Origin of the sequence: Micromonospora sp. NPDC047707, assembly GCF_040704235.1 — a bacterium.
Taxonomy (GTDB): Bacteria; Actinomycetota; Actinomycetes; order Mycobacteriales; family Micromonosporaceae; genus Micromonospora.
In genome coordinates this window covers 17,804-30,196 of sequence record NZ_JBEYSU010000025.1, presented here as the reverse complement: position 1 = coordinate 30,196, position 12,393 = coordinate 17,804, and the positions used below count along the sequence as shown (strand labels likewise).

Here is a 12,393-nt window from a genome sequence, read left to right as displayed (position 1 = left end):
GGAAGGGCCGGCATGGCTCGGGGTGATGCGGAGTTCGTCGAGTTCGCCCGGGCGGCGTCCGGGCGGCTGGTGCATGCCGCCTACCTGATGACCGGCAACCACCACCAGGCCGAGGACGCGGCGCAGACCGCCCTGGTCCGGACGTACGCGTCGTGGTCCCGGATCCAGGACGACGACGCGTACGGGTACGCCCGCTCGGTGCTGGTCAACCACCTCATCGACAGCTGGCGACGCCCGATCCGCGAGTACCCCACGGAGGAGCTCCCGGAGCAACGTCGGGACGACATCGCCGACGAGGTCGCCACCCGACGCTGGCTGCTCGCGATCCTCGGCTCGCTCAGCCCCCGCGAGCGCGCCATCGTCGTCCTGCGGTACTACTTCGACCTTCCGGAGGCCCAGGTGGCCCGCGAGCTGAACGTGTCGGTCGGCACGGTCAAGAGCACCAGTTCACGAGCCCTGCAGAAGCTGCGCACCACCGGCCGCGTTTCCGATGCGCAGGAGGCGTGCCGATGAACGAGGTGGAGCAGCTCCGCCAGGCCATGCGGGCGACGGAACGCGCCCCCCGGGGCGCCCTCGACCTGGGCACCATCATGCGCGAGGGCCGCCGGATCCGTCGGCGGCGCCAACTCGCCGGCGCCGGCGGGGCGGCGCTGTCGGTGGCCGTCGTCCTCGGCGTAGCGGTCGGCGTGCTGGGAGACCGCCCGCCGCAGCCGGAGCCCCAGCCCGCTCCGGTCGCCACCGCACCCGCCCACCCGACGGCGGCCCCCGGCCCGACCGAAGGCACCCAGGAACCGCGACCGGTCGGCGATGTGGTGGACAGCGGGATCCGGTACGGCGGCGAGGAGCGGGTCTTCTACTTCGTCCGGGTCGACCTGCCCCGACAGCCTCGGGTGACGATCGGGTTGGTCGCCGGCCGCCGCACCGCCGACGGGACGCTGACCTCGGACTTCCTGGCCAACGACGTGGAGGGCAGTGACCGCCGGCCCGGATTCCACGCGATCGGCTACGACCAGGCCGGATCCGTCCCGACGAAGCCGCAGGTGCCCACCTTCGGGTACTTCGTCGGACCCGCGCAGCGGATCGTCGGCACCGTCGACGGCCGGCAGATCACGGCCCGGCAGGCGCGGTGGAGTGAGGATCCGCAGGTGGTGATCTTCTGGTTCGAACCGCGCAAGCTGGCGCCGGGAACCCCACTGGACGGCATCGTCGCCCGCGACGTGCGCGGTCGGAAGCTCTGACCGACCGACCGACCGACCGACCGGCGGCGGCGGCGGCGGCGGCGGCGGCATACTGAGTATGCTGCTCGCCGTGCGCCCCGACCATCGAACGTTGGCACTCACCGCCGTCGCAGGAGGCTTCCTGCTCGGCTTCCTCGACTTCTTGTGGATCAAGTTCGTGCCGTACCCCTTCGCCGAACTCGGCAACTCCACCGCCACGTGGGCAGTCGCCGCCTTCGCCTTCGGCTGCTGGGCCCGGTCGGGCTGGTTGCGCGCGGCCCTGGGCGCCGCCGTCCTGCTCGTCGTGGCGGTGCCCAGCTACTACCTGGCGGCAACGCTCGTCCAAGGTGACGATCTGGCCGTGGTGTGGGCACCGTCGTCGCTGCTCTGGATGGTCTTCGGTGTCCTGGCCGGCGTGGTCTTCGGCATCGGCGGCACCTGGGCGCGTGGGACGGGCTGGCGACAGATCGTCGGGACGGCACTGCCGGCCGCCGTGTTCTTCGAGGAGGCGACCAGGTACGCCCGCAATGCGAACGATCCCAACTATCCTCCCGGCCTCCTGTGGAACGTCGTCATCGACGTCGCGCTCGGCCTCCTGGTCGTCGCGCTGATCGGGACCGGAAGCCGGCAACGGATGCTCGCACTGGCCGTGGCCCTGCCCCTGGCCCTGCTCATCCTCATCGCGTTCGCGGTGGCCGGCGGCTGGTGACCGAAACTGAGACCACAAGCGGAACGCCCGGCTGATCCTCGCGGATCAACCGGGCGTTCTCGCTGTTCACGAGCGGTGGTGGCGGGATTTGAACCCGCGGAGGGCGTGAACCCTCACACGCTTTCGAGGCGTGCTCCTTAGGCCACTCGGACACACCACCGCCGAGTAGGGTACAGGACCGCGGGATCGGACGCCGGACCGGTATGCCGCTGAGCGGCCTGGCAGGATCCTTGCCATGAGTACGCACATCGGCGCTAAGCCGGGAGAGATCGCCGAGCGGGTCCTGATGCCGGGTGACCCGCTGCGGGCCAAGTGGATCGCGGAGACGTACCTCGAGGGTGCCCAGTGCTACTCGACGGTCCGCGGGATGCTCGGCTTCACCGGCCGCTGGAACGGCGTCGACGTCTCCGTGCAGGGTTCCGGCATGGGCATGCCGTCCGCCTCGATCTACGCGCACGAACTGGTCAACGAGTACGGTGTGAAGTCGCTCATCCGGGTCGGCTCGTGCGGCGCCCTCACCGAGGACCTCCAGCTGCGTGACGTGGTGGCCGCGATCGGGTCGTCCACCGACTCGAACATGAACCGGATGCGCTTCGACGGGCTGATCGACTACGCGCCGGTCGCCGACTTCGGGCTGCTGCGTACCTCGGTGGAGGTCGCCGAGCGGCGCGGCATCACCATGCGGGTCGGGCCGATCCTGGCGGCGGACGCCTTCTACACCGACCGGCCGGACCTCTACGACACCCTCGCCGACTACGGCGTCCTGGCGGTGGAGATGGAGTCGGCGGCGCTCTACACGATCGCGGCCCGGTTCCGGGCCCGCGCGCTGACGATCCTGACGGTGAGCGACCACATCCGCACCGGCGAGAAGACCACGTCGCAGGAGCGGGAGCAGACGTTCAGCCAGATGGTGGAGATCGCCCTCGACACGATCATCGCCTGAGCAGACCCGCCCCGCCGCCCGTCCGGGTGGCGGGGCGGCGTGCGTCGCGGGTGAGCGCGATCACCGCACAAACAATACGACCGGTCGTGCTTTTTGAGTACGCTGCCCTCATGACCGTCGACGGACGCCTCGTGCGGGGTGAACGGACGCGCACGGCCGCGTTGGACGCCGCCGTGGTGCTGGCCACCGAGGCCGGTCTGCACGGGCTCAGCCTGGCGCAGCTCGCCGACGCGCTGGGCGTGAGCAAGTCCGGGCTCTTCGCGCACTGGCGATCCAAGGAGGCGCTCCAGCTCGCCGCGATCGACCGGGCGGTGGAGCAGTGGCGGGAGCGGATCGTCGAGCCGGCACTGCGCGCCCCGCGCGGGGTACGCCGGCTCCGGGCGCTGCACGAGGCCAGGATCGACTTCTATGCGGCGCGGGTGCTCCCCGGCGGCTGCTTCTTCGCCAACACCCAGTTCGAGTACAACGCCCGCCCCGGCCCGGTGCGGGACCGCCTGGCCGAGGCGTACGCCCGGTGGACGGCCTTCCTCGAACAACTCGTCCAGCAGGCGGTCGACGCCGGCGAACTCCCCGCCGACCTGGTCGTCGCCCAGCTGGCGTACGAGATCGACGCGCTCGGGATGAGCGCCGCGATGCAGTCCCGGCTGCTCGAGCCGGACACCGCCTACCGGCACGCCCGCCACGGCGTGCTGGACCGCCTCCGGGCGCTGTGCCCGGACCCGACCCTGCTACCGGAAGGCCTCACATGAGCCACGCCCTCGCCGACCCGCCCGCCGTCGACTTCGGTCACGTCGAGCACGTCACCGTGCACTTCGACGACCTCGACGCCCTCGGGATCCTGCACAACGCCCGGTACGCGGTACTGCTGGAGCGGGCGCTGACCCCGTACTGGGCCGACCGGGGCGTCGCCTTCCAGGGCGGGAACAGCGCACCGGACGTGTTCCACGCGGTACGCGAGTTCGCGATCACGTTCCGGGCGCCGATCACCGGCACCGGCCCGGTCGCGGTGCACTTCTGGCTCGACCGCTTCGGCACCAGCAGCGCCGAGTACGCGTTCCAGTTCCGGTCGGTCGACGGCACCACGGTGTACGCCGACGGCCGGCGGGCGATCGTCCGGCTGGACCCGGCCACCATGCGGCCGGCGCCCTGGACCGACGCCGCGCGTGCGGTAGCGGCGACCCTGCTCCGCCCGGAGCGTTAGGAAGGGACCCTTTTACTACCGCAGGCGTTAATAAGGGGCCCTTCCTTACTCCCTCAGCGGAAGAAGGCGCGCAGGACGGCGGCGGTCTCGGTCTCGAGGACGCCGCCGTAGACCTCCGGGCGGTGGTTGAGCCGGCGGTCCCGCAGCACGTCCCAGAGCGAGCCGGCCGCGCCGGTCTTCGGTTCCCAGGCTCCGAAGACGACGGTCGAGACCCGGGCCAGCACCAGCGCGCCGGCGCACATCGTGCACGGCTCCAGCGTGACCACCAGGGTGCAGCCGTCGAGCCGCCAGCGCCCCAGCCGCTCGGCCGCCCGGCGCAGCGCCAGCACCTCGGCGTGCGCCGTCGGGTCACCGGTCAGCTCCCGCTCGTTGCGGCCGGTCGCCAACTCCACGCCGTCCGGGCCGTACAGCACGGCCCCGACCGGAACGTCGTCGGCGGTGGCCGCCGTGTCCGCCCCGGTCACCGCGATCTCCAACGCCCGGCGCATCCACAGCTCGTACCGCTGCCGGCGGCCCGCGCCGTCCGGGTCGGCCAGCCCCTCGTCCGCCCCCGGGCCGACCCGCCCGGCCCGGCCGGGCGTGGGCTGCCCCGGTCGCACCGTCTCCAGGGCGGGGTCGGTGGCGTCGGCCGGCTCGCCGCCGTGCGGGAGCGGTGCGCCCCCGGCCGCCGGACCGGACGCGCCCGGCTCAGACCTCACGCAACTCCTCGACCTCGTCGGCGCAGCCCAGCACCGTGCAGATCTCGGCGGTGACGTCGGCCGGCAGCATGCCCTCGTGGGTGCAGAGCGCCAGCAGCTTCGCCGCCGGGATGCCCAGGTCGGCGAGGAGGTCCGCGTCGCCGACCGGGTCCGCCTCGGGGTCGACGGCCGGCTGCTCGCTCTCCTCGTCGCCGCCGGCCGGGCGGGACTCCTCGGTCTCGTCCAGGCCGGTGACCGACGCCTTGAGGTCACCGACCAGCAGCGCGCCCAGGCGGGACTCCTCCGCGTACGCCGAGTCGGAGCCGAAGACCCGCAGGTCCTCACCCTCGTCGAGGCGGAGGATCACCAGGTACGCGTCCTCGGCCTCGACGAAGAGCAGCGACAGGTCGGCGTCCCCGTCGACGTCGCGCAACCGTTCGGCGACCTCGTCGATGTCGGTGACCCCGCGCAGGTTCACCTCGGCGGCGGTCCAGCCGCTCTCGTCGCGCACCACCGCCGCAGCGAAATACGACACGGTCCCCCCAAACTGCCTCGGCGCCCCTACAGCCGACCCGTTACGCGTGCACGTTAGCCGGTCGGGTCGGCAGGCGACCGGTCAACGCCCCGAAGGGCCGGCCAATCCTGGGGAAAGTCGGGGTCACCCGACGAGGCGGCGGCGGGTGGCGATGAGCTGCTTCAGCCGTTCGCTGCGGAGACGCTGCGGCCGCTCCCGCTGGCGTACCGCCCGGGCACCCGCCAACTCGGCGAGGAGTTGCAGGCGGCGACGGCTGCGTTCGGGGTCGAGCCGCGGAGTGGTCCAGGCCATACCGCCGAGGGTGCGGCAGCCTACACGGTCACGTCAAGACGGGCTTCGCTGCGCAGCCGCGCGACGACGGACCGCGACCTCACCAGAGTGGCCAGTCGCCGCTCGTCGCCCACCGGACCACCACGATCGCCGCCGCGATGCTCCACCCGCCACCGGTGACGATGGCGATCCCGGTGCCCACGCCCCGGTCGCCGTGGCGCACCAGCAGGAGGGCGACCAGCCAGGCGAGACCGCCGGCCACGAGCGTCCACCACACGTACGTCCGCACGCTCGTGCCGAGCAGCCCGAACAGCAGCAGCCACGCCGCCGCGCCGGCGCCACCGGCGGCGACACCGCCCCCGGAGACCGGGTGCGGCTCCCGGTAGGTCGGCCGTGCCGGGGGCCCGGACGGGAAGAGCCCCGACGGGCTACGCGGGCGGAACCCGCCGTACGGATCGCTCGTCACGGTCACTCCTCCCGCCACGCACGCCTCTCGTCCTCACCGTACTGGTCTGTCAGGATGGCGCGATGCCCTCGCCGTCGACCGGGCACCGCCCGGTGTACCCGGTCCTGCTGCTGCTCGTGTCGGTGCTGGCCGCCGGTTGCGCGACGACCCGGCCCGGGGCGGACGTCGGCCCGCCCACCGCGCCGGCCACGGCGGACCAGCCGGCGGCGTCGGCACCCGGTTCCGCGCCGGGCGCCGCGACCTCCGGGGGCCCGTCGGCGGTGCCGACCCGCGCCGGGCTCACGCACGTCTTCCCGGTACGCGCCCGCAAGGTCGCCTACCACCCGACCCACTCGGCGTACCCCGGCACGGACATTTTCGCCGACTGCGGGGAGCCGGTCGTGGCGGTCACCGACGGGACGGTCCTGGAGGTCAGCCGGGTGGACCGGTTCGACCGGCGCGGCCCGCTCGGCCCGTGGAACGGCGGGCTGTCGGTCTCGGTGCTCGGCGACGACGGCGTCCGCTACTACGGCTCGCACCTGACGGAGGTCGCCGCCGGGATCGATCCCCGGGTCCGGGTGCGGGCCGGTCAGCAACTCGGCACGGTGGGCCGCACCGGCAACGCGAACAACGTCTGCCACCTGCACTTCGGCATCTCGCCGCCGTGCGCCGGGCAGGACGGCTGGTGGATCCGGCGCGGTGTGGTCTGGCCGGCGCCCTACCTGGACGCGTGGCGGCGCGGCATCGACCGCAACCCGGCGACCGAGGTGACCGCCTGGCACCGCCGGCACGGCTGCCCGAAGGCGCCACGCACCGGCTGACGGGCGGGTCCCCGCGCCGCCGGTTCGTCCCCCCGAACGGCCGCGTGGGCGCGTAGGTTGCAGGACATGGCCGCCCGGGATCCCATCGCCGACCTGCGCCGGATCGCGTTCCTGCTGGAACGCGCCAACGAGGCCACCTACCGGGTACGCGCGTTCCGGTCCGCCGCGAACGCCCTGGCCGCCCTGCCGGCGAAGGACGTGACGGAGCGGGCGCGCAGCGGCAAGCTCACCGAGCTGTCCGGGGTCGGCGACGTCACCGCCCGCTGCGTCGTCGAGTCGCTGGCCGGTGAGGAGCCGGTCTACCTGCGCCGGCTGGTCGCGACCGAGGGGACCGACCTGGACGCGGAGGCGACCGCCCTGCGTACCGCCCTGCGCGGTGACTGCCACACCCACTCCGACTGGTCCGACGGCGGCTCACCGATCGAGGAGATGGCGCTCGCCGCGGCCGAGCTGGGGCACGAGTACCTGGTGTTGACCGACCACTCGCCCCGGCTGAAGGTGGCGCGCGGCCTCACCGCCGACCGGCTGCGCCGCCAGCTCGACCACGTGGCGAAGCTCAACGAGGCCCTGCCCGAGGGGTTCCGGATCCTCACCGGCGTCGAGGTGGACATCCTCGCCGGCGGTTCGCTGGACCAGGACGAGGACCTGCTGGCCCGGCTCGACGTGGTGGTCGGTTCGGTGCACAGCGGCCTCAACGACGAGCGCGGCAAGATGACGCGCAGGATGCTGGCCGCCATCGCGAACCCGCACCTGGACATCCTCGGTCACTGCACGGGTCGGATGGTGTCGTCCCGGCCGGCCGGCGTGACCGGCCCGGGTGACCGGGCGCACCGCCCGCGTACCCGGGGCGAGAGCGACTTCGACGCGGACGCGGTCTTCGCGGCCTGCGCCGAACGCGGCGTCGCCGTGGAGATCAATTCGCGGCCGGAGCGGCAGGACCCTCCGAAGCGACTGATCCGGCGGGCGTTGGAGGCCGGCTGCCTCTTCGCGATCAACACCGATGCGCACGCCCCCGGGCAGCTCGACTGGCAGCGCTTCGGCTGCGAACGCGCCGCCCGCTGCGGCGTCCCCGCCGACCGGGTCGTCAACACCTGGCCGGCGGATCAGCTCGTGGTGTGGGCCGCGAAGCGCCAGGAGCCGCGTCAGTAGGGTGCCCGGCCGGGCAGCACGGGCTCGGCGGCGGGCACCGCCGGCGTGCCCACCGGTGTCGGCGTCGGTCGGCGGCCGATCAGGCCCTGGGTGACGGCGACGCCGAGGAGCACCACCAGCGCGCCGACCGGCTGGTGCCAGGTCAGGCGCTCGTCGAGCACGAGCGCTCCGATCAGCACCGCGAAGACCGGGATCAGGTAGGTGACCGTGGAGGCGGTGCTCGCCCCGGCCACCCGGATGTTGCGCAGGTTGATGACGAAGGCCAGCCCGGTGCCGAGCGCGCCGAGCGCGAGGACGCTGGCGACGACCTCGCCGGACAGGGCGGTGGGCACCGGCGGGGCGCCGGCCACCAGCGGCGCGACGATCGCGAGCTGCGCCACCGCCATCAGCAGCTGCGCGGCGGAGAGCGACAGCCCCGAGTGGGCGCTGCCCGCCACGAACTTCTTCTGGTACGGGATCCCCACGCCGTAGCAGGCCGCCGCGCCGAAGCACATCAGCTGGCCGGCGAAGTGGGAGCCGCCGACGCCCTCCCACACCCCGAGCACCACGAGCACCCCGGCGAAGCCCAGCCCGAGCCCGACGGCACGGCGGGCCGTCAGCCGTTCGGTGCGGAAGACCAGCACCGCCATCGGCAGCACGATCAGCGGGGTGGTGGCGTTCCAGATGCCCGCCAGCATGGACTCGACGCGCTGCTCGCCGTAGCCGAAGAGGGTGAACGGGACCGCCACGCCGAGCGCCCCGATCACGAAGAGGTGGGCCCAGATCCGCGGCTCGCGGGGCAGCCGGTCGCGCAGCACGGCGAGCACGACGAGCAGCGTCACCGCGCCGGCGGCGACCCGGTAGAGGGTGAGGTGCAGTGGGTGCAGCTCCCGGATGCCGACCTTGATGAACAGGAAGCTGGAACCCCAGATCGCGGCCAGGGCGATGAACCCGGGCAGCCAGCTCCGCAGCGCCGCCCGGTCAGGAGTGAAGTCCGCCGTCACCCCTGACACTCTGCCGCAGGGGTACGACGAAGTCCCGCGCTTTTCGGACGCCGTGTCGACCGCCACAGCACCGGCGGTCCGGACCGGCGCCGCCCCGGTCGGGCCGCTGCCCGGCGCATCGCAAACAGGGTCGACAACCAGGCCGTGGGGTCACGTAGGGTCGCAGCGTGGGACGAATCGATGACATCGCCAACCGCTACGTGGCGGACTGGGCCGCGCTGAGCCCGACCGGCGCCACCTACGTCGGCATCGCCGGCTTCGACGACCAGCTCGACGACCTGTCGCCCGCCGGTTACGCGGCCCGCGCCGACCTGACCCGGCGCACCCTCGCCGACCTCGACGTCACCGAGCCCGAGTCGGAGGCGGAGCGGACCGCCCGGGAGGCCATGCAGGAGCGGCTCGGCCTGGACCTCGCCCGCTACGAGGCGGGGGAGGTCGGCAACGGGGTCAGCGTCATCACCAGCGGCCTGCACGACCTGCGCTCGGTCTTCGACCTGATGCCGACCGACGGCGAGGACGCGCGGGCGAACATCGCCGCCCGGCTCAACCGCTTCGCCGGCGCGCTGGAGGACTACAAGACCACGCTGCGCGAGGAGGCCGCCGCCGGGCACGTCAGTGCCCGGGCGCAGCTGCTGGAGGTCGCGAAGCAGTGCGACATCTGGGTCGACCCGGACGGCGACAACTTCTTCCACGGGCTCGTCGAGCGGTTGGGCGAAGACGGCACGCTCGGCGCCGAGCTGCGGCGCGGCGCGGCCGCCGCCACCGGGGCCACCGCCGAGTTCGGCCAGTTCCTCCGCACCGAGCTGGCGCCCCTCGGCCGGGAGCGGCAGGCCGCCGGCCGGGAGCGCTACGAGCTGGCCTCGCAGTACTTCCTCGGCGCGAGGGTCGACCTCGACGAGACGTACGCCTGGGGGTTCGAGGAGCTCGCGCGGCTCGAGGCCGAGATGCGGACGGTGGCCGCGCGGATCGTCGGGCCCGGCGCGACCGTCGACGACGCGGTCGCGGCGCTCGACGCCGACCCGGCCCGCACGATCCAGGGCAAGGAGGCGTTCCGCGACTGGATGCAGGCGCTCGCCGACAAGGCCGTCAGCGAGCTGCACGGCACCCACTTCGACATCCCGGAGCAGGTACGCCGGATCGAGTGCTGCCTGGCGCCGACGAGCGACGGTTCCATCTACTACACGGGCCCCAGCGAGGACTTCTCCCGACCGGGCCGGATGTGGTGGGCGGTGCCGCAGGGCATCACCGACTTCTCCACCTGGCGCGAGGTCACCACCGTCTACCACGAGGGCGTGCCGGGCCACCACCTGCAGATCGCGCAGACGGCGGTCCGCGCCGAGAAGCTCAACCGCTGGCAGCGGCTGCTGTGCTGGGTCTCCGGTCACGGCGAGGGCTGGGCGCTCTACGCCGAGCGGCTGATGGACGATCTGGGCTACCTGGAGGACGCGGGCGACAAGCTCGGCATGCTCGACGGCCAGGCGTTCCGCGCCGCGCGGGTGATCGTCGACATCGGCATGCACCTGGAGCTGGAGATCCCCGCCGACAACCCGTTCGGCTTCCACCCGGGGGAGCGGTGGACGCCGGAGCTGGGCTGGGAGTTCATGCGGGCCCACTGCCGGGTGCCGGACGAGAACCTGCGCTTCGAGCTGAACCGGTACCTGGGCTGGCCCGGGCAGGCACCGTCGTACAAGGTCGGCGAGCGGATCTGGCTCCAGGCCCGGGACGACGCGAAGGCCCGCAAGGGCGCCGACTTCGACCTGAAGGAGTTCCACCGCCAGGCGCTCGACCTGGGTGCCCTCGGGCTGGACCCGCTTCGCCGGGCTCTCGCCCGCCTCTGACGGGAAGAAGGTGCGGGGCCGGTGGCGCCGGCCCCGCACCGGGGTGGTGGTGGAGCGGGGTCAGTTCAGGGTCAGCCGTAGCCGCGGCTTCGCGGTCAGCGTGTCGCTGGTGACGAACGCCAGGTCCATCGCCGGCTCGGTGAAGGTGATCGGGATCGGTGAGGTGATCGGCAGGCCGTCGGGGAACGGCAGGTCCGGCGTCAACGTGATCTTGATGCCGAGCAGCCGCCCCACGAAGCGGGTCGCGTAGAAGTCGACGTTCCCCTGGACGGTCAGCTGGCCGGTGGCGAAGCCCATGGTGCGCCCGGCCGGGCCGGGTACGCGGAGCAGGAAGTCGTCGGTGACCGCCCGCGCCATGCTGAACTTCAGCGCCTTGAGGGTGCCCTGGGCGGTGGGCAGGTCGACGATCCCGTCGAACCGCAGCCCGGTCATGGTGACCTTCGAGCCGGTCAGCTTGGACGGCACGGCGTTCACGGGCGGTTGTCCCGGGTCGACCGCGACGCGCGGCAGCGGCTCGCCCGCCTCGACGTCGCCGCTCGGCCGGGGGGTGGGCGTGGCCGTGGGGCAGCCGGGCGCGGTGGGCCGAGGGCGGGGCGTGCCGGTCGCGGCGGGCCGGCCGGTCGCGGTCGGAGTCGCGGAGGCCGACGGCTGCTCCTCCTCGTCGTCGCCACCACCGAACAGGTCGCCGATGCCCTCCAGGATGTCGGTGATGAGGTTGCCGTCGTCCTCGTCGGCGTCCGGGCTCGGGCTCGGGCTCGCCGACGCCGCGCCGCTCGGGCGGGGTGTCGCCGACCGGCTCGGCGCGGCCGGGCCGGTCGTCGCCGGTCGGGTCGGGCAGGCGGCGGGGGCCGCCACGACCGCCCGTCCCGCGGGGACGGCCGCCCGCGCCGGGGCCGGCGCGGCGAGCGCCGCGGTGGCGGAGAGCCCGACCAGCCCGAGCAGCACCGCGAGGTACCGCGGATCGCGCGGCCCGGGTACGGGCGGACCGGCCGGAGGGTGGGGCCGCGGCTGGTACGCCGACGGCGCCGGCCGGGCCGCGCGGAGCCGGTCGCCGGCCGGTCCGGCCTCGTCGACGAGCGTCGGCGTGTCCGGGTCGGGGCCGGCGGGCACCGCCCGCAGGTGACGTGCCGTCGCCTCGGCCGGCGCGGGCTCCGCTCCGGTGTGGTCGGTACCCGCGTCCTGATCGACGTCGGGCGTCGTGGTGGGAGGTCGGTCCGGGGTCCAGGCGAAGGCCAGGGCGCTGCCGACCATGCCGAGCAGGAGCCCGGCGAAGAATCCGCCGAGGTTCACCCCGATCAGCGAGAAGAGCGCGGTGACCGCGGCCACCACGGCGTAGAAGATGCGCTGCTGCGGGCTGAACCAGATCAGCAGGCCGCAGGTCACCAGGATGGTGGGGATCAGCCAGGAGAGGAATCCGGTGGGTCCCATCTGGAAGGAGAGACCGCCGAGCGACATCTGGGTGGTCCCGAAGATCTCCAGGCCGGCCAGCGCGGTGAGCAGGCCGCCCCAGAACGGGCGTACCCGGCGCCACCGGCGGAAGCCGCGCCAGGTCTCGCGGAGACGACCGGGCCGGGCGTGCTGCGGTTCGGCGGTTGTCACGTACGC

Annotated in this window: 15 protein-coding genes and 1 tRNA gene; 9 read left to right on the top strand and 7 right to left on the bottom strand. The window is 73.5% G+C overall.

Annotated features, from left to right (window positions below):
* Window positions 1-12 precede the first annotated feature (12 nt).
* From AB0873_RS23110 to AB0873_RS23100, 3 genes are all read left to right on the top strand, one after another.
* The gene (locus AB0873_RS23110) at window positions 13-513 is read left to right on the top strand and encodes a SigE family RNA polymerase sigma factor (protein ID WP_366602061.1); all 501 of its coding nucleotides are present in this window, start codon (window positions 13-15) and stop codon (window positions 511-513) included.
* Window positions 510-1,238, top strand: coding sequence for a hypothetical protein (locus AB0873_RS23105; RefSeq protein ID WP_366602059.1), 729 nt, complete (start codon window positions 510-512; stop codon window positions 1,236-1,238). The genes AB0873_RS23110 and AB0873_RS23105 overlap by 4 nt, the downstream gene beginning before the upstream one ends.
* A 91-nt stretch (window positions 1,239-1,329) precedes the next feature.
* Window positions 1,330-1,926, top strand: a complete 597-nt coding sequence (locus AB0873_RS23100; protein WP_366602057.1) for a DUF6518 family protein — start codon at window positions 1,330-1,332, stop codon at window positions 1,924-1,926.
* 73 nt (window positions 1,927-1,999) lie between these two features.
* Here AB0873_RS23100 and AB0873_RS23095 read toward each other — a convergent pair.
* Window positions 2,000-2,086, bottom strand: a tRNA-Ser gene (locus AB0873_RS23095).
* Between the two features lie 75 nt (window positions 2,087-2,161).
* Between AB0873_RS23095 and deoD the strand changes: the two genes are divergently transcribed.
* From deoD to AB0873_RS23080, 3 genes are all read left to right on the top strand, one after another.
* On the top strand, window positions 2,162-2,869 hold the full coding sequence (gene deoD / locus AB0873_RS23090; RefSeq protein ID WP_155329797.1) for a purine-nucleoside phosphorylase: 708 nt from the start codon (window positions 2,162-2,164) through the stop codon (window positions 2,867-2,869).
* 110 nt (window positions 2,870-2,979) lie between these two features.
* A complete protein-coding gene (locus tag AB0873_RS23085; RefSeq protein WP_366602055.1) occupies window positions 2,980-3,618 on the top strand; it encodes a TetR/AcrR family transcriptional regulator in 639 nt (212 codons plus the stop codon).
* Complete coding sequence (locus AB0873_RS23080) at window positions 3,615-4,070, top strand: thioesterase family protein (protein WP_155329795.1); 456 nt, start codon at window positions 3,615-3,617, stop codon at window positions 4,068-4,070. Before AB0873_RS23085 ends, AB0873_RS23080 begins: the two co-directional genes overlap by 4 nt.
* Window positions 4,071-4,123: 53 nt before the next feature.
* On the opposite strand, the gene AB0873_RS23075 is transcribed toward AB0873_RS23080, so the two are convergent.
* The 4 genes from AB0873_RS23075 to AB0873_RS23060 all read right to left on the bottom strand — a co-directional run bounded on the left by AB0873_RS23075 (window position 4,124) and on the right by AB0873_RS23060 (window position 6,018).
* Window positions 4,124-4,558, bottom strand: coding sequence for a nucleoside deaminase (locus AB0873_RS23075; protein ID WP_155334005.1), 435 nt, complete (start codon window positions 4,556-4,558; stop codon window positions 4,124-4,126).
* Window positions 4,559-4,757: 199 nt separating this feature from the next.
* Window positions 4,758-5,282, bottom strand: a complete 525-nt coding sequence (locus AB0873_RS23070; protein ID WP_155329794.1) for a tRNA adenosine deaminase-associated protein — start codon at window positions 5,280-5,282, stop codon at window positions 4,758-4,760.
* A gap of 123 nt (window positions 5,283-5,405) precedes the next feature.
* Window positions 5,406-5,573 (bottom strand): hypothetical protein, encoded by a 168-nt coding sequence (locus tag AB0873_RS23065; RefSeq protein WP_196255818.1) that lies wholly within the window; start codon window positions 5,571-5,573, stop codon window positions 5,406-5,408.
* Between the two features lie 79 nt (window positions 5,574-5,652).
* The gene (locus AB0873_RS23060) at window positions 5,653-6,018 is read right to left on the bottom strand and encodes a hypothetical protein (protein ID WP_366602053.1); all 366 of its coding nucleotides are present in this window, start codon (window positions 6,016-6,018) and stop codon (window positions 5,653-5,655) included.
* Between the two features lie 62 nt (window positions 6,019-6,080).
* On the opposite strand from AB0873_RS23060, the gene AB0873_RS23055 reads away from it, so the two are divergent.
* Entirely contained in the window at window positions 6,081-6,818 is a 738-nt protein-coding gene (locus AB0873_RS23055) for a peptidoglycan DD-metalloendopeptidase family protein (RefSeq protein WP_366602051.1), read from the top strand.
* A gap of 66 nt (window positions 6,819-6,884) precedes the next feature.
* Window positions 6,885-7,967 (top strand): PHP domain-containing protein, encoded by a 1,083-nt coding sequence (locus AB0873_RS23050; RefSeq protein WP_366602049.1) that lies wholly within the window; start codon window positions 6,885-6,887, stop codon window positions 7,965-7,967.
* On the opposite strand, the gene AB0873_RS23045 is transcribed toward AB0873_RS23050, so the two are convergent.
* The gene (locus tag AB0873_RS23045) at window positions 7,961-8,950 is read right to left on the bottom strand and encodes a DMT family transporter (protein WP_366602047.1); all 990 of its coding nucleotides are present in this window, start codon (window positions 8,948-8,950) and stop codon (window positions 7,961-7,963) included. The two genes, AB0873_RS23050 and AB0873_RS23045, sit on opposite strands and share 7 nt — an antisense overlap.
* A 167-nt stretch (window positions 8,951-9,117) precedes the next feature.
* Here AB0873_RS23045 and AB0873_RS23040 point away from each other — a divergent pair, with 167 nt between their 5' ends.
* Complete coding sequence (locus tag AB0873_RS23040; RefSeq protein WP_155329789.1) at window positions 9,118-10,788, top strand: DUF885 domain-containing protein; 1,671 nt, start codon at window positions 9,118-9,120, stop codon at window positions 10,786-10,788.
* A 60-nt stretch (window positions 10,789-10,848) separates the two neighbouring features.
* Here AB0873_RS23040 and AB0873_RS23035 read toward each other — a convergent pair whose 3' ends face one another.
* Window positions 10,849-12,387 (bottom strand): DUF6114 domain-containing protein, encoded by a 1,539-nt coding sequence (locus AB0873_RS23035; protein WP_366602045.1) that lies wholly within the window; start codon window positions 12,385-12,387, stop codon window positions 10,849-10,851.
* Window positions 12,388-12,393: the final 6 nt, after the last annotated feature.